Genomic DNA, 19,675 nt, shown 5'->3' with positions numbered 1-19,675 from the left:
CATCAATACCAATAATTGAAAAAAGTGGCAGGCATCCTCGCAGGTTGCGACACAACGCGGGCGGGAGGCCACTGAATATTGATCTCCGGCGACACACGTTCAGCGAGCACTACAGCCGCCACGAGACAGCCTGCGCCACCATGCGCCGACCGATGTGACCGGAGAGGTGGCTGAGTGGTCGAAAGCACCGCGCTCGAAATGCGGCATACTCGCAAGGGTATCGTGGGTTCGAATCCCACCCTTTCCGCCATCTAGAACCTGGGTAGCCAGCGTTTCCCCGCATTCGGCTGATTGTTCTAGACTTTGAATGCAGATGCCGAAATTGGATAGGGCCACACCGGAGGCGCACCAATGCAATTGCTGCCTCGCCCCCGGTCTCCGATCACGTCGTCAGAAGGGCATCCCCACTGCTGCACCCAAAAGGGCGTTAGCAAAAGCGAAGCCAAAAGAACGAAAATATCCAGTGACTTTCACTTTCTTGAGCTCTCGGTCGAGGCTGCGCAAAAGAGCATTGGTCGAACCAGGCTGAACCCTTTCGTAGGGGCTCAGGTCGCAAGCCTCGAATGATCGTCGGATTGCTAGGTGGGTCGCCTCGAAGCCTGCCCTGTATAGGTTGGCATTGCCGATTACACGGGAATCGAGCGGGACTATGACACAGCCATCTTCAATCGCGTTACCATGTGGGTCAAAGAACACAATTCCGAGATCAGGAATACGTTCTCCTCCCGCGCCCAGTCTTTCGCGCAACTCGTCAATGCTCTTTTGAAATTCGAAATTTGCCGTCCATCGACCGCGCCCATCGGTTGCGGGATGCACTCCTACAGCCAGATGCCAATCCCCCTGCACCACCTCATCGAAAATATCGAGATAGCGTTCGGCGAAATCCACTGCGGCCGCAGCGGATGGGGTAATCAAGACGCTCCAAATGCCAGTTATCGCATGCTTCCCACTTCTCACATCGTCAATATTGAATTCTTCTAATGTGTTTTTGCTTGTTGGTATCATCTTGTCACCCGCCACGTTATCGAGGCCAAACTAGCCCCGCTTCCCTAAAAAGTTGTATATTTGGAAATCCTTGGTGAGGCTTCGCCATCAAAATATTGCGGATTCGTCTGCAGCATCCCGCTAAAGCGATGCTGCCTGCGATGCTTAACGAAGAGTGGACGCTTCATAGTGACGATCCGGAAGCTTCGAAAAGCTTGCTAGCGCCGGTTGCTTTCTGTGATTAACCGAATTGATATAGCGGCCCGTAATGAGTGTATCCTCTGTAGGGAGGCGACCCAATCCACGAAGCTGGAGCTATTGGTGTTCAAAATCGAAAAGCAAGAGAACCGGATAGAGCGTCTTTCGCCCCGCTCTTTTATGGAACTTGGTTTCAAAGAGCGTGCTCATCTCCAGGAGTGGATCGCAAATAGGCCGGACGCCTTGGGCGAGGATCTGCTCATAATCCAAAAAGAGTTTGCTGGCTTCTCCGACACACAAGAGCGCCTAGACCTTCTCGCCATCGACAAGCAGGGCTCGCTAGTTATCATCGAGAACAAGCTCGACGACACAGGCCGTGACGTCACATGGCAGGCCCTAAAATACGCCTCCTATTGCGCCCGGCTAGCGTCCGACGACATTCGCGATATCTTTCAATCCTATCTGGACCGACATTTCCCTGGCGCCAATGCCGAAGAACAGCTCTGCAATTTTCTGGACAAAGATGAATACCAGGATGTCACGCTGAACAAAGGGGTGACACAACGCATAATTTTAGTTGCAGCAAACTTCCGCAAAGAGGTCACCTCGACGGTTCTCTGGCTATCAAGCTTCAATCTGCGCATCCAGTGCTTCAAGGTCTCGCCGTTCTCGCAGGGTGATGACCTCTTTCTAACTGTTGACCAAATCATCCCGACTAAGGATACCGAGGATTTTATGATCGGCTTGGCTGCGAAGGCGCAAACAGAAGTCAAAGGAGTGGAGGCTGAAAAGACGCGGCACGCTCTGCGGCTAGAGTTCTGGACACTGTTGCTACCTGCGATGAACCAGAAGAGTCCACTATTTCGAAACTTGTCCCCCCGGACCACGAACTACATTGGGACCAGTGCGGGCAGCCGAGGGGTGAGCTTCACGTTTGTAGTGACTAGCACGGTTGCCAGGGTAGAAGTCTATATCGATGCAGGTGCTGAAGGACAAAATGAGCGCATCTTCGACGCGCTCTTGTCTGATGCCGCAGCAATACAAACTGAATTCGGCGAGGAATTGGTCTGGGAGCGTCTGGAAGGTCGACGGGCTTGCCGAATTAAATCAGAACGACCTGGCAATATCTTCGATCGTGAACAATGGCCGGCAATGATTGAATATATGGTCGATGCGATGATCCGGCTCGATCAGACATTCCGTGGCCGCGTGGCCGACATTTCAAAGAGAATTGCCCTAGCTTCGTCTGTGCCGGGATAATCCTTGGCACCCCACCGGGGGCGTCCTACGCGTGACCTTCAACATCGTTGGGAGGTCACATGGCGACGATCCGGAAGCTCAGAGGATGCTGGTAAGCTCAAGTGCTCCTAGTTCGGGCGAATTAAACCTCGGCAACATTGGGTCAGAAACTGAAGCGGACCTTTCGATTGTTCCCCCGCCCCCCCGAAGCGGATAGGTTAAGGGACAATCCCGCCTCCGAATACGAGCTCGGGCAGAACCACGTCCCAAACCTCTTGGCGAAGAGATTCCTGAAACTCCTCGCCATTGTCGACCTTGCGCCATTGGATGATGGCCCGTGCTGACCCTCGAATGAAGCATAGCCCATCCGGCGGTCGATAGCTTTTGGCCATCCGCCCGATTGTCACGCCATCCGCGTTCTGGATCAGCCACCGACCATCATTCTCAGCCAACGATACAGGATCATCAGTTTGCAGTTTTGCCAAGGCGGCATGCGCCGGATGTGATGTGCTCTGCCGACCTGTCCAAGAGAGATCCACCATCTGCGGCTCCACGAGTTGATAGCGGAGTGAGCGATCGCCGCGTTGATCGGTCCTGGCCGTGATTTGCCGCTGCGGTGTGCCTTGCAAATCGGGGCCGATGAGCGAGTGCTGTTCTCTGGTCGTCATGATCGCAAGGCTGCGCCTGGCACGGGTCATGGCGACATAGAAAAGCCGCCTCGGCGCATCCCGATCTTCTCCTCGTGAATTGCGATCCCAACCTCCATCCAAGATCACCACATCATCGAATTCGAGCCCCTTGGCGCGATGAGCAGTCAGGAGCATAAGGCCGCGTTGTTCCTGACGTGCATCACGTGCCCACTCTGCCAGCATTTCGATAAGGTCGGCGACCGGCACCGCCTTCCCATCCAGCTCCAGGCTGAATGCCGAGATGGCATCGGATATCATCGTCCACCAACAGTTCGCAGTCTGCGCGGCGATGAACTCCTGCATCTGCGAGACCGTCAGCATCTTTGAAGGTGCTGCTCTCACGAAAGCAAGGAAAGCTCGGGCTTCACGAAGTCGCCAAAAAGGCGGCAAGGTCTCGCTCGCAAGCTGCACCGGAATGCCGCTCGCCTCGCAATAGCTTCGAATCGGTTCCAGCAGACGCCACTCCCGGGCGATAATTGCGCTCTTTGACCAGGACCAATCCGGCACCAGCTGTGACAATCGAACCAGCTCATCCACTGCGGCTTGAGCCTGTCCGTCAGTGCTACAGTGCAAAAGTTGAACCCGTCCCTGCGCTACAGGATCGAGATTGGCAAGCGCGCCGCCTGCGGGAGCTTTTGCTCGAGCCCGATTGATGAGGATATCATGCTCCGCTTTCATGCGCCCTGCAGCTGGCGCAATGACCCGGTTGGCGGCAGCGATAATTGCTACGGTCGAACGGTAGTTCTCGATAAGATACGTCGGCTTGGCGTTGTAGTCCGTTTCAAAGCGCGGGATGAACTCAATCGAGGCACCAGCAAAGGCGTAGATGTTCTGATCATCATCCCCCACTGCAAAGAGGCTAAGGCGCTGATCCTGGTCGTCGAGGGAGCGGCCGGCTACCGCTGCGATCAACCCATACTCCTCCGGACCAATGTCCTGATATTCATCCACCAGGATCCACCGATACCCCTCGATCAACGTTTGGCGAAGAGCCTCGGCTTCTTCCTTCTGGAGACCGTCGCCCTTCAGCAAGGCCGTTGCTTCTACCACGACCTTGTCGAAGTCGCGCTCGCTGTCTTTGTCAATCTGCCCGGCAAAGCTCGCGCCCACCAACCGCATAGCCAATGCGTGGCAAGTCGACACTGTCACGGCGATTGCGTCGTCGCCGATGAGGTCCTTCAGTCGCCTGCGAATTTCAACGGCGGCATGGCGATTGTATGTCAGCACCAGGATACCGCGCGGATCCTCGCGCCGGATCCGAACCAGATAGGCAACGCGATGCACTAAGACGCGTGTCTTGCCGGAGCCTGGGCCAGCCAGCACCAGCACATTGGTCTGCTCACGATCATCTGCAACAATCTTCGACTGCGTTTGACTGCCTAGATCATCGACGATCCGACGCCAGCTTTCCGGTGTCGTCTGTCTCCGAAGCTCTCCGGCGCGGTCTGGCATCCACCGCTTGAGGAAGCTTTCCTTCTCCAACTGGAAATAGTCCGACGCCAATCGCTCAGCCTCATCGATAGAGGTGAGGCCACGAGACGCGTAGGCCGCCATGATGTGGGTCTGAATGGTTTGTTCGCTGTAATGCTCTTCGAGAGGCAGAAAGTCCTTCTGGGTGAATTGGCCGGTGCCAGGGCGCAAGTTCACGGTAATCGCGGGCCTGAAGATCGTCAGGCCTCGCCCGAGCGTGATTACCCCCTGCTCGTGAAGCCACATCAGCGCCCGGCTCAAGAGCTTTGTTTCATCACGGACAGATCCTTTCAGAAAGACGTCTCCCATTATGGCGGCTTGTAGCTTGCCGATCGTCGTCTCGACTCTGATGTCCTTGCCGCGTGTTCCCTTAGGCACAAGCCCATCCAGGTGCAGCAGCAGCAATTCCGATCCACGTCGCCGAAGCTCCGCTGTTCTGCTCAGCACCTCCCAGGATCGCTGTAGCCGCACCAGGGATGTGCTCCTATTCAGCTTCTGGAAATGCACATTGCCACGGCCTCCGTCCTCGTCACGACCATCCTGCGCAAAGCTACGAAGGTGGGCTTCGATTAAATCCGGGCGAACGCTTGCATGACCCTGGTCACGCAGCATCTGACAGGTCGTCGCAAGGTGTAGTGGGTATGCCTCCCCGTCTTCGGCATCTGGCGCATTTTCGCGCAAAGCCGCAATCAGCGCAGTCTCTAGAGAAGCAGCCATCTGAAATCTGTGCCGCGAAGCCCCCTCAACACCGACATGCACGAACATGGTAATTGCGGTGTCGTCGGTTGCGATGCCGAGAGTTTCGAGATCGGATAAAGCCTTACGGAGCGCACCTCCTGTGAGGCCGCTCGCACCCGAAAGTTCATCAGTGGATATTCCGGCGTCCGAAGAGGCCGTCATCAAGTGCTGAACCAGAGCTATGAACTGCTTTCGCCGCGACCCCGTGATCTCCGCCTTTGTCAGGATGGCATCGACCTCCTGCATGGTGCGAATTCGAAGAGATGAAGGAAACAACTGCACGCGGTTTTCGTCGCGCGTCAGCAAGGTGGATTCTTCAAGCCAAGCAATCGCGGTCTTGACCCTCGTGTCGTCGGTCGCACTGTCGCGCTCAAAATCCTGCGCTGTATCCTCACGAACGATCTCGCCAGGCGTCGCAACGACTCCACCTCGGTGCTTGCCCTTTGCATCCAGGCGACGCAGCGCCTTGAGGATCCCACTGATCTCGTGACGCGCCAGGCGTGAGCGTGCACTAAGCGAAAACTGTCGCTCGACATCATCCGTGTTGAACAACAACACGCACACGGCAGGGCTGCGATCTCGTCCGGCGCGCCCCGCTTCTTGCAAATAGTTTTCCAGCGATCCCGGTATATCGCCATGGACCACCAGCCGGATGTCAGGCTTGTCTATCCCCATCCCGAATGCATTAGTCGCGGCAATGATCCTGAGGTCACCTACCCGGAAGCGTTCCTGGGTATCCTGCTTGCGTTCGGGTGTTAGGCCCGCATGGAAGTAGTCAGCGGCCAATCCCTGCTGCTGCAAGAAGCCGGCAACTTTTTCAGTTGCAGCACGCGTGGCGCAATACACAACCGCCCCTGATACTCCCACTTGAGGAAGCGCGCGCTCGATCGTATCCAGGATGTCTGCCAGTTTGCGACTGCGATGGGTTTCCTGGACTTCGAAGGTGAGGTTGTCTCGCGTTGCTCCTCCGTCGAGCAGCAGGAGCTCCACCCCAAGCCGAGAATGAAAGTGGTCCCTAATGTCGCGCACTACTTCGGGCTTGGCCGTCGCAGTCAGACAGATGACGGGTGCCGGCTCTCGGTCCCCGGTGTATTCGCGGATGAACCGCGATACGTAGCGATAGTCCGGTCTGAAGTCGTGTCCCCACTTCGACACGCAATGGGCCTCATCGAGGATCCAGTAGCCGACCTCACGCTGCGACAGGATCGAGCGCACAGAAGCATTTCGCAGCTGCTCAGGCGAAATCAGCAAGATGGCCGCCTCACCCATCCGGATTTGATCTAGTGCTGCATGCCGCTCTGGCAGTGACAGGAGGCCGTTGATCGTCACGCAGCTAGGGATGCCATGTCGTGCAAGGCCTTGGACCTGATCGGCCATAAGTGCCACCAGTGGCGAGATCACGACAGACAAAGCGCCGGTCTTATCGAAGCGTGAAAGTGCTGGGATTTGGTAGCAGACAGATTTGCCAGTGCCCGTCGGCAGGATGCCGAGCACCGAGCGGCCAGCCATTGCCTCGGCCACGATGCGCTCTTGCAAGGGGCGACCGGCCTCATCCTTTGGCTCGGCGCGGAACCCGTCAAACCCGAACCAGCGAGACAGTGCTTTCTTTGGATCGTTTCTCTCACGGCACCAATGACAACCGGTGTCGTCGCACGCATTGTCCCGAAGGTGCCGGACGATCTGCGCGGCCTCACGGAACTGCGCCCGCACCCAAGGTGGCATAACAGAATCTCCACCCGCTACCGAGATCCAGGAGAGCGCATAGGCCATCGGCCACCCCAGATGGGGCGACGAAAGGCGCTGCAATATATCTCGCGCTCGGGCTGCGCAGGCCTGACCCTTAAGGAGTTTTATGACCGCCCGCTCGGCATCCAAAGGAGTCGGGCGAGCAGCCAGGCGAACATGGGCGAAGAGGGCGTCGAACCCAGCGCTACCTGGCGCGCAGGTCGAGAGATAGTGGTAGGCTTCGATAACTTCTGGTGCACGATCAGCAAGGTTCTTGAATGCCTCTATCTGATTTACCAAGACCTGTAGAACCAGCCGAGCGTCTAATTCTGGATCGTTGACATGCCCGGCCTGCAGCCTTCCGTCATGATGGTGCTTGACCAGGTGATGGTAAGGATTGCGTGGAAACGCCAGCGGATTCAGCCAGAGCGTATCGACAGGGCTTGACGAGAGCCGGCCAAAGCTGGGCCTCGCTGCGGTCAGATGCGGAAGGTCATGCCGCAGGATGTTATGACCGAGCAAAAACTCTGCCTCTGATGCCATCTTTTCCAGTCGATCAAGTGCAGCGTCGCGATCTCCGTCTCGGAAGACTACCTTCTCGAGGTCGCGAGAACGGACCGCAGCGAAGGCAAAGATCTTGGAGCTCTCTGGGTTGACCTCGAGGTCGATAGACAGGCATCGGTCAACAAATGAAGGGGCAGTATCGTCGATGTTGCACACCTTCATCTCAACCGATTTCGCTCTGCATTGCCATGTCACCCTGACGCAAGTCTCCGTTTCGGGCAATCAGAGATGGTAAGCATCAAACAACAATGGTGCGGGTGGTGCAAGTATGCGAAATCTCTTAGCTGTTGCTTTACGGCGGAGTAGTCCTCGATCTTCTCTGCCGGACTCGGGACAGGGACAGACTTCAAAATGAAATGACAGCTGAATCTGTTGCTTGTAACGTTGCCTCATGGCTGAAGGACCTTGGACCGATACAGAAAACGACCTGATCGTTGCAGATTATTTTGAGATGCTAATGCTCGACGTTGCAGGCAGCCCCTACAACAAGGCCGAGCATAACCGTCACCTCCAGCACCTGATCGGCCGATCCCGCACCTCGATCGAGTTTAAGCATCAGAACATCAGTGCGGTGCTCAAGGGGTTCGGCGAGGAATGGATCCCAGGTTACAAGCCGGCATTCAATTTCCAAAAGTCTCTCGATGACGCGGTTGCTCGGTGGCTTTCCGCCAACCCGGCCTGGCTTCAGCGCGAACCGAAGCTACCCTGGACATCTGCGATGCGCGAGCCTGAACCCCTCTGGATCGGACCAGCGCCGACCATGTCCAACCAACCGCCCCCGCAAGAGCTTGAGCAGATGCAGCACATCGCTCGAAAATTCGATGTTGCCGGTCGAGACGAGCGCAACCGCACACTTGGGCGCGCCGGCGAGGAGCTCGTCCTTGCTCATGAGCGCATGACCTTGAGGGCAGCAGGTCGCACCGACCTAGCGGAAAATGTGCGCTGGGTCTCTGAGGACGAAGGCGATGGCGCGGGCTACGACATTGCAAGCTTCGACCTGTCCGGCAAGGAAAGGCTCATCGAGGTCAAGACGACAAACGGGTGGGAGCGCACCCCCTTCCATATCAGCCGCAATGAGCTCGCCGTCGCCCAGGAACGCCGCACGCATTGGCGCCTTTTGCGGCTCTGGAATTTCTCGCGAGCACCGAAGGCGTTCGAGCTCGCTCCTCCGCTTGAGGCTCATGTGACGCTGACCGCAACAGCATTTCAAGCCAGTTTTAACTGACGACGGAGATCCCCACCTGGAGGGCTGCCGCACCTGCAGCCTTGCTAGATTCTCTGCGTTTGGAATCGACCTTTACATAACAGGTTTGCCGACCCCGATTATGTAAAGGTCACGACCTTTGAACCTTGACAACCACCTACCTCAGGTTGTCATCAAACCTGACATGAAATCCGCAATCATTGCGGAAATGCCCGAAACCTTGACGCTATCTTTCCGCTATCTTGACAGAAAAGCATGAAATCTGTGTTTTCCCTCTTGCTGTAAAGGTTGGAGAACACGATCAGGTTGCAGGAAGGACTGTCGGCCCAGGCTTACTGGCGCTTGAAAGAACATCGGCTTGCAAATGAGGTTTTGCGGCTGACCCGGCTTCATGTCGTGGGCAGGGATCCTATGATTGCCAGCGTCTAAAACATATTCAGAGTTGTCCGCTTCGAATGAGCACGATGTGTGTCCACGCCTTTGACTGACTATCCATCTGAGCTCTAGCCGCGGGACCAGCAGCGCCGGAATTAGCCGTCTTTCATCGATCCTGACATCAACGGACGATGGGCTGGCGCGCACCTTCACTTTGCTGGCTGCCACCTGGTGCCCGCTAGCCTCCTGCGTCCGCGAACAAAGTGTGATATTGACCTACGCCCGAAACATCGAAGTCCTAGGGTAGGCGCGCATCAGCCATGGGGATGCATTCCGTGGCCGCGAGTCTCCGGTCGTCTATCCTCCCATACCGGTTATGGTTCGACCGGCGGGCCGCACCCAATCATGTCCGTTAAGAACAAGCCCGCCGTCAGCCTGGTAAGCTGACAAGCAACCGAAGGCGGCGACGCAGCGTAGGGGTCAGCTCCGGGATACGGTCACCATAGAAGTCACGGAGGAAGGCGATCCAGCCGCGCTCAACCGCCGAAGCGGCATCATTCGTGAACACCTCCTCGATCGTATTCACCAACTCTACCCCAAACCAACTCTTGAGGACGAGCGCGAACAAGGTCCGTCCGTCGCACCCGATTGCCTTGGCCAGCGGCATTGCCTTGTCGAGGGGAACCCGGAGTTCTCCACGCAGAATACCTTCCAGCATTTCAGGTCCGTGGAAACCGCACAGGATCGCGATTTCATTCAGACTGTAGGGACTCTCATCAATATGCGCCCTGAGCAAGGTGGAGATATCGGCCTTATTATCGTCAATCATCATTACGCTCTCATTGATTAATCTCAACGTGTATTTAGCACTTAATTGGCAGGTTATTTTAAGGGAAATCATCTATAATCAAAGAAATAAGTAAACACTTACTTATTGCCATAAAGTATAAGACTAACCTTTATTGACATTCTCAAGCAGTGACAGGATTAATGAGGGAGAAAACTAGGGAAAACGCCCCAAATGAAGAAGAACCCCAACGCCGCTCTAATTGTTGGACAGATACTGAGGGACCACCTGCGCGCGTCCGGCTTATCGACGGAACAGCTAGCGACGCGTCTCGGGCTGCCACAAGGAGCGAAGGTGATGAACTTAATCACCGGGCGCCACTATTTTCCCCCAGACCTTATTGAAGCCGCGGCAGAGGCCCTTGGAATCGAGCCAACAAACCTTACCCGTGCCGTGCTTAGGCAGTTCTTCACCGATAGAACTGTCGACTTCATGTGCCAGGCGCTGTCCAGTGGTCCAACTGACCCATCTGATAGGCTCGCGGGCCGGTCACGGGAGACGACCGCAAAGCGAAAATCGAAAAAGAAAAAGGGCGTCAAATGATCCGCGATCAGGACGACGCTGCATGAGTGATCAACTTCCAGCCTGCAGCGATCAAACCTTTCCGCACCAGCTCGACCGCGACACCTGGCGCATTCTCAAGAAGGCGTTGAAGACAGGACTCTCTGATCGAGGGATCTGCGTGGGCGACGACGAAGCATCCCTCATCACACGGTTCATGCTCGAGCAGATTGAGAAGAGCGGGCTCAGAATTGTCCCTGCCAAGCCGACATCCGAAATGCAGCAGGCCATCAAGAAAGCGCTAGACGAGGGAAAGCGCATGTCGGTCACCTGGGTGAAGCCGCGCACCAAGCAGCGTTGGCGGTATCAGGCAGCGATTGATGCCGCGCCAAGCTGGCGCCGCGGCTATGAACTGGACCAAGCTGCCGGATCCGGACAACAGGATGAGCGTGACTAAGCCGCCTCCTCTACACCGTCGGCGACCTTCAGGTGATCGATCAGCAATCCATGATAAGCGATGGAATTGATCAGCTCCACTCGCTGTTCAAGCATCCCCTGAGGCAACGTGCCGTAACGCTGTGTCATAGTGCCAGACGTGTGTCCGAGGATGAAGCCGAATTGCTCGTCAAGGAAACCTGCACGACGGAGAGCGTCAGCCGCCCCATGCCGAAAACTGTAGAGGGACAGGCCGCGACCTTCCTTTAACCCGATCTTTGTGAGGTAGCGCGGGAAGTCTCGACTGAACGTAGCAATCATCTGGCCGCGCTCGTTGCGCTCAGCTAGCGGAAACAGTCGCTTCTCTCCCTGCTTCTTCAGTGCAGCATGATACTTGAGCAACCCAAGCTTCACCAATTCGGGGTGAACAGGCACGACGCGCATTGAACCAGCAGTCTTTACGGACTTGTCCCCATCTCCTTCAGTCGTGATGTGCATGATCCAATGACCGCGGTCTTCGCGGACATCGTCTATTCCAAGCTGCGCGATCTCCGCGGGACGGGCGCCGGAAAACAGCATGATCAGCGGCACCCAGAAACGATGGTCTCGGATCAGGACATTGCCGGGCTTGCTCCAGAAACGAGGAGCATCATCATTCTGGCATCCGGTGAAGAACGGCGATTTGAACAAGACATTCATCTCATCCACGGTGAAGGGCTTGGTCGTCTTCTCCTTCGACTTCTTGAGGAACATGTCGGCCGCCGGGTTCGCCGTCAGATAGCCGTGGTTCGTCAGCCAGGTGCAGAAGGCGCTGAATCCGGATAGATGACGATTGACCGTAGGGGCGCTGATTGTAGGCTTCTTTACAATCTCATTGTGCTTGACGATCTGGGCGATCTTCATGCCTGCAAAAGCCCGCGTCTCGGTCGCTTTGACGGGGTATTGAAGCAAGAGCGCCTTCCACTCCCGGACAGCCTTCTTGTCGATCCGATGGACTGGGAACGTGCTGCCAACATGGTCCACAAACAGACCGACGTCCCGACGAGCTTGCGCGAGCGTATCCGACTTGATCTGGTTGGGGTTCTCGCGGGCATAGATCTCAAAGAGTTCCATGATCGTCTCGCCCGAAGCTGCGGCTTCGCGCGCGTTGCCGGACGCCGGCTTGACGATCGGATCCTTTGGGGCTCCGGTAAAGTCACCCTCGTCACGTTCCAGGGTGCGCTGGAGCCCCTCGATCTCAGCACGTGTCATCAGGACGCAAAGCTCGCGATACTCATCCGAGCCTTCATCGACCAGGAGTTTGTGTTTGGTAACGAAGTCCTTCGCCGCCGACGCAATCAACTTGTGGTCACCAGAAGCAAGTGCCCTCTTCAGTGCCGCAAGACGGCGACTGCGCAGATTAGCGTCATCGGTCCGCGCTCTCAGCATCAGCTCGAAGTCGGTGTAGGCGTTGATCATGCCAAAGAAGTTGTCGGACGTGATCTCGCCGAGATCGATCCGGCGATACAGGCTCTGTAGCTCTGCGTCCTGGTCTTCCGGCATCGGCATTGCACGTTGTTTGCGATCGTAGCTTTCCAGCGTCGCCTCATAGTGCTGCCAGATGGCAGCCGCCTTGTCGTCTGGCGTCAGTTCACGGCGTGACCGCACCTCATCGAACTCGGCCTGCCAACCTTCGACCACGGGCCAAAGGCGCTTCTTGGCCTCGTTCTCGTCCTTAGTGCGCAGCGACTTCTTGCGAGTTGTGGTGCCGTAGTGGGCGACCAGATCGAGCGGAACATCCAGCCTGGCGTAGTAGGTTGCACCACGCCGTTCGAGATATGTGACCCTTGCCATTTCTGCCCATCCGTAGCACTATTCCGGAACACCCAACCGGAACACTGCTAGAAAATAAGCCGTTTAATTGCAATAGGTTGTTTCGCATCAAGGCGTTGATGAAAGTTGGATTACTTTCCAGGTTCCCCAGCCAATTTTCGCCTTTTCCCTGCAATTTTAATTCGTTAGCACTGTGCGGCGGTGCGTGAGATCGACTTCCTGTCGTCGCGATAGGTGCTTGCGCTCTACTCTTCAGTGCAACCGGTGGTCTCGCGGTCATGGGCGTATCGTCTCATCCGTGGAAACGGCGGCAACCAGGATTCGCGGCGGACGGTCCATAGTTCATAGGTCGGTCGCAACTGGTCAGGCGCATCGAGGGAACCGAGGTTGACTTCGATTTCGTCGGCCGAGCGGGAAAAGACGGAGGAGCCGCAGCGCGGGCAGAAATGCCGTCCGGCGTATTCGCCTGTTTCACCCTCGATCCCAACCGCATCTTCGGGGAAGATCGCCGACGCATGAAACAGCGCGCCGTGATGCTTCCGGCAATCGAGACAGTGACAAAGCCCCACCCTGTTGGGCTGCCCCGAGGCGACGATTTTGACATTGCCGCATAAACAACCGCCGGTGAACCGGTGCATGAGCGCCCTCCTCCATCACAATCATCATCAGCTTGCTGCCGGAAACCTTAAGACGACCGAGGATGCCTGTGCAATTGCCGCGGCGAGAGGGGGGTCGTTTTCCGGGAATGGCGGCCTTGATCGGCACGTTCGCCATTGGCGCGACCAACATCGACGCACTCATCATCGGCAAGCTCAGGCGATCCGCGAACGCGCACCGTTTGCAACCGTAGCCTCGCAATATTTTCGCGTGGCGACGCGTCACGGCACCTGCTGCTGAAGTTGCATTTTCTCTGTCGACAAAAAGAATACAAAGTTGTATATCAGTCTTCAAGGTGGCGCTTCGATGGTCGGGGCGATCCAGATTACGCTTCGTCGCAAAGAGGAATTCGACAATGAAGGCAACGATTTTTTCCGGTGTTGTTCCGGCGCTGATGACGCCCTGCAAGGCCGATCGCAGCCCGGACTTCGACGCAATGGTGCGCAAGGCCAAGCAGTTAATCGGTGACGGCATGTCGGCCGTGGTCTATTGCGGCTCGATGGGCGACTGGCCGCTTCTGACCGATGCGCAGCGCATGGAAGGTGTCGAGCGGCTGGTTCAGGCCGGCATTCCGGTCATCGTCGGTACCGGTGCGGTCAACACGGCCACGGCCGTCGCCCATGCGGCGCACGCCCAAAAGGTCGGAGCACAGGGCCTGATGGTCATCCCGCGCGTGTTGTCGCGTGGCTCGTCGGTGACGGCGCAGAAGGCGCATTTCAAGGCGATCCTGTCGGCAGCGCCTGATCTGGCAGCCGTTATCTACAACAGCCCGTATTACGGCTTTGCCACCCGCGCCGACCTGTTCTTCGCGCTGCGCGCCGAACATCCGAACCTGATCGGCTTCAAGGAATTCGGCGGCCCTGCCGACATGCGTTATGCGGCCGAGCACATCACCAATCACGACGACAGCGTTTCGCTGATGATCGGCGTCGATACGGCGGTGTTCCACGGCTATGTCAATTGCGGTGCGACCGGCGCTATCACCGGCATCGGCAATGTTCTGCCCAAAGAAGTGCTGCATCTTTGCAACCTGTCGCAGGCTGCGGCTGCCGGCGATGCCGAAGCACGCCAGCGGGCGCTGGAACTGGAACAGGCGCTGGCCGTGCTGTCATCCTTCGACGAAGGTGCCGACCTTGTTCTCTACTTCAAGCACATGATGGTGCTGAAGGGTGACGCGGAATACACGCTGCATTTCAACGAGAGCGACGCCCTGACGGCCAGCCAGCGCGGCTATGTCGAAGCGCAGTTCAAGCTGTTCAACAGCTGGTATGGCGAATGGAGCAAGCTTTCGGGCGCCGTGGCCAAGTACAAGGCCTGACCTACAAGGCCTGACCTACAAGGCCTGATCGAAGCGGACCCGACCTGCAAGGGCCCTCCAACCGGAGGGCCTGAGCGTACTGCGCACCCAGCGACAACCGCGCGAACCGATGCACGTCACGGATTGGGCAGCGGCCGGGTGAGCACGAAGGCGGCGCAGGCGATCAGGATCGCGCCGATTGCCAGTTTCAGCCAGAGCTGCGGCGGCCCGAGGAACCAGACGATGAGATAACTTGCGCTCATCAACGAAACCGAGGCGATCTTCGCCTGTTTCGAAATCGCACCCTGGCGACGCCAGTCGGTCAGCGGCTGGCCATAGCGCGGGTGTTCCAGGAGCCATCGTTCGAAGCGCGGCGACGAACGGGCAAACAAAGCCGCGGCCAAGATCATGAACGGGGTGGTCGGCAGAACCGGCAGGAAAACACCGATGATGCCAATCGCAACCAGCAGCCAGGCTGCAGCGAGTGTCAGAAGACGCATCATGGACCTTTCCTCAAAGCTGACTGATGCGGTCATATACCTGCAGCAGCAGTGTCGGAAATAGTGAAGGATCGCCGTTTCGCCAAGGATTTTGCGGATTTTGGCGAATGCGACCATTTTTCGTTTGCGCCGCACCCGTGGCAATTGCATCTTTGTATACATCTTGCCTTCAAGGAATTGAATCTTCATGTCCAAGGTTACCATCGTGCTTGGCGCCGGCATCATCGGCGTGTCCACCGCAATTCATCTGGCGCGTCGCGGGCGCGCGGTGGTGCTGGTGGATCGGCGCGATCCGGGCGAGGAAACCTCGTTCGGCAATGCCGGGCTCATCCAGCGCGAGGGCGTGGTGCCCTATGCCTTCCCGCAGGATCTGGGATTGCTGCTGCGCTACGGGCTGAACAACCGCATAGATGCACATTATCACGGCAGCGCGCTCGCCAAACTCGTGCCGTTCCTGGCGCGCTACTGGTGGCATTCCAACAAGCCGCGGCACGAGGTGATTGCGCGCGCCTATGCGCCGCTGATCGAAAACTCGATCTCGGAACACCAGGTGCTGATCGAGGCTGCCAAGGCCGAGCAATTCATCCGCAAGGACGGCTGGATGGAGTTGTTTCGCACGACGGCCAAGCGCGACGGCGAAGTGGCGGAGGCCGAGCGGCTCGGTCGCGAATACGGCATCAGCTTCAAGAGCCTGACGCGCGAGGAACTGGCCAAGGAAGAGCCGCATCTTTCGGGCGATTTCGTCGGCGCGCTGAAATGGAACGATCCGTGGTCGGTCACCAATCCGCACGGATTGACGGCGGCCTATCTCGCCTATTTCCAGTCGCTCGGCGGCCGTTTCATCAAGGGCGACGCGAGCACGCTCGAGCCGGGTGCCAGTGGCCGCGGCTGGAAGGTCAGGACCGACGACGGCATGGTCGAGGCCGACGAGGTGGTGCTGGCTGTCGGTCCCTGGGCACAGGAGATGACCGCCAAGCTCGGCTACCGCTTCCCGCTCGGGGTCAAGCGCGGCTATCACATGCATTATGCGCCGGCCGGCAATGCGGTCTTGAACAATTGGGCGATGGATGGCGAGCGCGGCTATTTCCTCGCGCCGATGGAAAAGGGCATCCGCCTGACGACCGGTGCGGAATTTGCCGATCGCGATGCGCCGAAATCACCGGTGCAGCTGGCGCGGGCGGAAAAGGTGGCGCGCGAGATCTTCCCGCTGGGCGAGCGACTGGACGCCGAACCGTGGATGGGCGCCCGCCCCTGCACACCGGACATGATGCCGGTGATCGGCAAGGCACCCCGCCATGACGGCCTGTGGTTTGCCTTCGGTCATGCGCATCACGGCCTGACGCTCGGACCGGTCACGGGCCGTCTGATCGCGGAGATGATGGACGGCGAAAAGCCGTTTCTCGACACGACAGCCTGGCGTCCGGAGCGGTTCAATCCTTAGGCTCAGGCATAAGGTCGGACATGAGGCCAAACATGAAGTCAGGCGCGACAAAGGCCAGCCTGCTCGGTGCGGGCTAGCCTTTGTCGCGTCGGAATGCTAAACGGGATTTGGTCATATGACCAAATTGTCGCTCGAAAGGGTGGCTGATCGGATAAAAACCGGCCTCAAGAAGAGGCCACCGGTCGAGGGGAAATCTAGAGGTTACCGCGGCATGGTCCGGTTTCTGATCTATAACGTGAAAAGCGTCTACCGTTAGCGGCATGTCCCGCTGGCGTGGCGACACGTGTTTAAAGATCAAGCAGACCATCTACCCAAACGGTGCCCTATGGACATTGCCGAGCAGGCGCGAGAATTTTTCGCGCAAAACCCTGATATTGAAGTTCTCGAAGCCTTCGTCATCGACGTCAACGGCGTGCCGCGCGGAAAATGGATCCCGCGCGAACGGGCGATCGACGTCCTGACCAACGGCATGGCCATGCCACGCTCGGTCTATGCACTCGATGTCTGGGGCCGTGACGTCAACGCCGCAGGTCTTGCCGAAGGGACCGGCGATCCGGACGGGATCTGCTTTCCGGTGCCCGGCACCCTATCGCGCGTCACCTGGCTGTCACGACCAACCGCCCAGGTCCTACTGCAGATGCGGACGACCGAGGGCGATGCCTTCTATGCCGATCCGCGGCAGGTGCTCGCCAATGTGGTGGAGCGCTACAAGCGCGAGAAGCTGACGCCGGTCGTTGCCACCGAACTCGAATTCTACCTGATCGACCCGGTACGCTCGGCACTCGATCCGGTGCGGCCACCGAACACGCGCGACGGGCGCTGGCATACCGGGCAGACGCAGGTGCTGTCGATTTCCGAACTGCAGGATTTCGAAGAGGTGTTCCACGGCATTTCCAATGCCGCCCGGGCGCAGGGCGTGCCGGCGGATACGACGCTGCGCGAAAACGGTCCCGGCCAGTATGAAATCAACCTCAACCATGTACCCGATGCGCTGGCGGCGGCCGATTATGCGGTGCTTTTGAAGCGCATCGTCAAGGGCGTGGCACGCGCCAACGACCTTGACGCCACCTTCATGGCCAAGCCCTATGGCATGCAGGCCGGCAGCGGCATGCATGTGCATTTCTCGGTGCTGGATGAAAACGGCCGCAACATCTATGTCGGCGAAAATGGTCCGGCCGACACTTTGCTGCATTCGGTCGGCGGTCTGCTGGAAGCCATGGGCGAGAGTATGGCTGTCTTTGCGCCGCATCAGAACTCCTATCGCCGCCTGCGCCCCTCCGAACATGCGCCGACCTATGCGTCCTGGGGTTTCGACAACCGCTCGGCCGCCGTGCGGGTGATCACAGCCTCCAAGCCCGCGACCCGCATCGAGCACCGCGTCGCCGGTTCGGATACCAATCCCTATCTGGTGTTGGCGATGATCCTGTCGGCGGCGCTGGCCGGGATGAAGGAGAAGACACCTCCGGGCGGCGCGATTTCGGGTGACGAGCATGCCGTCAGCCATGAGCCGCTGCCGACCAATTGGGACTATGCGATCCAGCGTTTTGCCAAGTCGAGCTTTGCCTATGCCGCGCTCGGGCCGAAATATCGCGGGCTCTATACGGCCTGCAAGCAGCAGGAACTGTCGGAGTTTTCCCAGCGTGTGACAGACGTCGAATACGACGCCTATATCCGGACCGTATGAGGTGAATGCCATGGACAAGTCTATTGGAGAAAATCCCGGCCATGCGGCCACTTATTATGCCGCATCGGCGCGTGACAAGCGTATTCGCCCAAGCCTCGAAGGCGAACTGAACGCGGACATCTGCATCATCGGCGCCGGCTTCACCGGCATTTCGGCAGCGCTGCAACTGGCGGAAACCGGTTATTCCGTCATCGTGCTGGAAGCAGACCGTATCGGCTTTGGCGCGTCCGGGCGCAATGGCGGCCAGATCGTCAACGGCTATAGCCGCGATCTCGATACGATTGCCAAACGCTATGGTCCGGACCGGGCAGCAAGGCTTGGCGAGATGTCGCTGGAGGGCGGCATGATCATCCGCGAGCGCGTCGCCAAATACGGTATCGAATGCGATCTCGTCGATGGCGGCTTCTTTGCCGCCTTCACCGACAAGCAGGTCCGCGAGATGGGCGAAGTGCGTGCCACCTGGCAGAAGCACGGCCATGACGGGCTGGAAATGGTCTCCGGTTCCGAGGTGTCGCAATATGTGAAGGCCGATCGCTATGTCGGCGGCATGATCGACCGGCTCGGCGGCCATATCCAGCCGCTCGACCTGGTGCTTGGCGAAGCGGCAGCAGTGGAAAGCCTCGGCGGCCGGATCTTCGAAAACTCCAAGGTCATCGAACTCGACACCGGTGCGCAGCCTTATGTCCGCACCGAACACGGCATGGTGCGGGCGAAGTTCGTGCTGGTCTGCGGCAATGCCTATATGAACGGGCTTGCGCCAAAGATCACCGAAAAGATGATGCCAGTTTCCAGCCAGGTCATGGCGACGGAGCCGCTGGATGCCAAGCTGATCGAGGAATTGCTGCCGGCCAATTACTGCGTCGAGGATGCCAATTACGTGCTCGATTACTATCGCCGCACGGCCGACAATCGGTTGCTCTATGGCGGCGGGATCGGTTATGGCGGCCAGGATCCGGCCAATCTCACCGGGGTCATCCGGCCGAACATGCTGAAGACTTTCCCGCAGCTGAAGGACGTGAAGATCGACTATGCCTGGAGCGGCAATTTTGCGCTGACGCTGACCCGCATCCCGCATATCGGCAAGCTGTCGGACACGGTCTATTTCTCGCATGGCGACAGCGGCCATGGTGTGACCACCACGCATCTGCTCGGCAAGATCCTCGGCGAGGCGCTCAACGGCCAGATGAGCCGCTTCGATGTCTGGTCGTCGCTGACGGCCTATCCTTTCCCCGGCGGGCGGATGTTCCGCGTGCCGCTGACGGCGCTCGGTGCCTGGTGGTACGGCTTGCGCGACAAACTCGGCGTCTGAGGAGCA

The 19,675-nt window shown here is 58.1% G+C and carries 14 protein-coding genes and 1 tRNA gene; 9 read left to right on the top strand and 6 right to left on the bottom strand.

Going from position 1 to position 19,675, the window contains the following annotated elements:
• Positions 1–160 precede the first annotated feature (160 nt).
• A tRNA-Ser gene (locus tag GVK95_RS02420) sits at positions 161–250 on the top strand.
• A gap of 140 nt (positions 251–390) precedes the next feature.
• Here GVK95_RS02420 and GVK95_RS02415 read toward each other — a convergent pair.
• Positions 391–1,005, bottom strand: coding sequence for a hypothetical protein (locus GVK95_RS02415; RefSeq protein ID WP_159946258.1), 615 nt, complete (start codon positions 1,003–1,005; stop codon positions 391–393).
• Between the two features lie 300 nt (positions 1,006–1,305).
• On the opposite strand from GVK95_RS02415, the gene GVK95_RS02410 reads away from it, so the two are divergent.
• On the top strand, positions 1,306–2,442 hold the full coding sequence (locus tag GVK95_RS02410) for a DUF4268 domain-containing protein (RefSeq protein WP_159946257.1): 1,137 nt from the start codon (positions 1,306–1,308) through the stop codon (positions 2,440–2,442).
• Positions 2,443–2,639: 197 nt separating this feature from the next.
• Here the strand turns inward: GVK95_RS02410 and GVK95_RS02405 are convergent, their stop codons facing one another.
• A complete protein-coding gene (locus GVK95_RS02405; protein ID WP_159946256.1) occupies positions 2,640–7,769 on the bottom strand; it encodes a RecQ family ATP-dependent DNA helicase in 5,130 nt (1,709 codons plus the stop codon).
• 229 nt (positions 7,770–7,998) lie between these two features.
• Between GVK95_RS02405 and GVK95_RS02400 the strand changes: the two genes are divergently transcribed.
• Positions 7,999–8,832 (top strand): DUF3883 domain-containing protein, encoded by an 834-nt coding sequence (locus GVK95_RS02400; protein ID WP_159946255.1) that lies wholly within the window; start codon positions 7,999–8,001, stop codon positions 8,830–8,832.
• 784 nt (positions 8,833–9,616) lie between these two features.
• Here GVK95_RS02400 and GVK95_RS02395 read toward each other — a convergent pair.
• Entirely contained in the window at positions 9,617–10,018 is a 402-nt protein-coding gene (locus tag GVK95_RS02395) for a hypothetical protein (protein ID WP_244618626.1), read from the bottom strand.
• A gap of 189 nt (positions 10,019–10,207) precedes the next feature.
• Here GVK95_RS02395 and GVK95_RS02390 point away from each other — a divergent pair, with 189 nt between their 5' ends.
• Both GVK95_RS02390 and GVK95_RS02385 read left to right on the top strand, forming a co-directional pair.
• On the top strand, positions 10,208–10,576 hold the full coding sequence (locus tag GVK95_RS02390) for a helix-turn-helix transcriptional regulator (RefSeq protein ID WP_159946254.1): 369 nt from the start codon (positions 10,208–10,210) through the stop codon (positions 10,574–10,576).
• Positions 10,577–10,598: 22 nt separating this feature from the next.
• Positions 10,599–10,991: a hypothetical protein gene (locus tag GVK95_RS02385; protein WP_159946253.1), complete on the top strand. Its 393-nt coding sequence runs from the start codon at positions 10,599–10,601 to the stop codon at positions 10,989–10,991.
• Here GVK95_RS02385 and GVK95_RS02380 read toward each other — a convergent pair.
• Positions 10,988–12,802 (bottom strand): site-specific integrase, encoded by a 1,815-nt coding sequence (locus tag GVK95_RS02380; RefSeq protein WP_159946252.1) that lies wholly within the window; start codon positions 12,800–12,802, stop codon positions 10,988–10,990. The genes GVK95_RS02385 and GVK95_RS02380 overlap by 4 nt on opposite strands.
• A gap of 224 nt (positions 12,803–13,026) precedes the next feature.
• Positions 13,027–13,419: a GFA family protein gene (locus GVK95_RS02375; RefSeq protein ID WP_159946251.1), complete on the bottom strand. Its 393-nt coding sequence runs from the start codon at positions 13,417–13,419 to the stop codon at positions 13,027–13,029.
• A gap of 374 nt (positions 13,420–13,793) precedes the next feature.
• On the opposite strand from GVK95_RS02375, the gene GVK95_RS02370 reads away from it, so the two are divergent.
• Positions 13,794–14,756 carry a dihydrodipicolinate synthase family protein gene (locus GVK95_RS02370; protein ID WP_159946250.1) on the top strand — a complete coding sequence of 321 codons (963 nt, stop codon included), beginning with the start codon at positions 13,794–13,796 and terminating at the stop codon, positions 14,754–14,756.
• A 116-nt stretch (positions 14,757–14,872) separates the two neighbouring features.
• Here the strand turns inward: GVK95_RS02370 and GVK95_RS02365 are convergent, their stop codons facing one another.
• On the bottom strand, positions 14,873–15,235 hold the full coding sequence (locus tag GVK95_RS02365; protein WP_159947442.1) for a YbaN family protein: 363 nt from the start codon (positions 15,233–15,235) through the stop codon (positions 14,873–14,875).
• A gap of 187 nt (positions 15,236–15,422) precedes the next feature.
• Here GVK95_RS02365 and GVK95_RS02360 point away from each other — a divergent pair, with 187 nt between their 5' ends.
• The 3 genes from GVK95_RS02360 to GVK95_RS02350 all read left to right on the top strand — a co-directional run bounded on the left by GVK95_RS02360 (position 15,423) and on the right by GVK95_RS02350 (position 19,669).
• Positions 15,423–16,676, top strand: a complete 1,254-nt coding sequence (locus GVK95_RS02360) for an FAD-binding oxidoreductase (RefSeq protein WP_159946249.1) — start codon at positions 15,423–15,425, stop codon at positions 16,674–16,676.
• A gap of 325 nt (positions 16,677–17,001) precedes the next feature.
• Positions 17,002–18,360 (top strand): glutamine synthetase family protein, encoded by a 1,359-nt coding sequence (locus GVK95_RS02355; protein ID WP_159946248.1) that lies wholly within the window; start codon positions 17,002–17,004, stop codon positions 18,358–18,360.
• A gap of 10 nt (positions 18,361–18,370) precedes the next feature.
• Positions 18,371–19,669, top strand: coding sequence for an FAD-binding oxidoreductase (locus GVK95_RS02350; RefSeq protein WP_159946247.1), 1,299 nt, complete (start codon positions 18,371–18,373; stop codon positions 19,667–19,669).
• The last annotated feature ends 6 nt before the right edge of the window (positions 19,670–19,675 follow it).

Source organism: Rhizobium sp. 18065 (assembly GCF_902706095.1).
In the GTDB taxonomy this organism is placed as follows: domain Bacteria; phylum Pseudomonadota; class Alphaproteobacteria; order Rhizobiales; family Rhizobiaceae; genus Allorhizobium.
This window is presented reverse-complemented; position numbering and strand designations above follow the sequence as displayed.

Excerpts from the sequence above, each read along its gene's own strand:
- GVK95_RS02415 (WP_159946258.1), bottom strand. The coding sequence starts at position 1,005 with ATGATACCAACAAGCAAAAACACATTAGAAGAATTCAATATTGACGAT.
- GVK95_RS02405 (WP_159946256.1), bottom strand. The coding sequence starts at position 7,769 with ATGAAGGTGTGCAACATCGACGATACTGCCCCTTCATTTGTTGACCGA.
- GVK95_RS02400 (WP_159946255.1), top strand. The coding sequence starts at position 7,999 with ATGGCTGAAGGACCTTGGACCGATACAGAAAACGACCTGATCGTTGCA.
- GVK95_RS02395 (WP_244618626.1), bottom strand. The coding sequence starts at position 10,018 with ATGATGATTGACGATAATAAGGCCGATATCTCCACCTTGCTCAGGGCG.
- GVK95_RS02390 (WP_159946254.1), top strand. The coding sequence starts at position 10,208 with ATGAAGAAGAACCCCAACGCCGCTCTAATTGTTGGACAGATACTGAGG.
- GVK95_RS02385 (WP_159946253.1), top strand. The coding sequence starts at position 10,599 with ATGAGTGATCAACTTCCAGCCTGCAGCGATCAAACCTTTCCGCACCAG.
- GVK95_RS02380 (WP_159946252.1), bottom strand. The coding sequence starts at position 12,802 with ATGGCAAGGGTCACATATCTCGAACGGCGTGGTGCAACCTACTACGCC.
- GVK95_RS02375 (WP_159946251.1), bottom strand. The coding sequence starts at position 13,419 with ATGCACCGGTTCACCGGCGGTTGTTTATGCGGCAATGTCAAAATCGTC.
- GVK95_RS02370 (WP_159946250.1), top strand. The coding sequence starts at position 13,794 with ATGAAGGCAACGATTTTTTCCGGTGTTGTTCCGGCGCTGATGACGCCC.
- GVK95_RS02365 (WP_159947442.1), bottom strand. The coding sequence starts at position 15,235 with ATGCGTCTTCTGACACTCGCTGCAGCCTGGCTGCTGGTTGCGATTGGC.
- GVK95_RS02360 (WP_159946249.1), top strand. The coding sequence starts at position 15,423 with ATGTCCAAGGTTACCATCGTGCTTGGCGCCGGCATCATCGGCGTGTCC.
- GVK95_RS02355 (WP_159946248.1), top strand. The coding sequence starts at position 17,002 with ATGGACATTGCCGAGCAGGCGCGAGAATTTTTCGCGCAAAACCCTGAT.
- GVK95_RS02350 (WP_159946247.1), top strand. The coding sequence starts at position 18,371 with ATGGACAAGTCTATTGGAGAAAATCCCGGCCATGCGGCCACTTATTAT.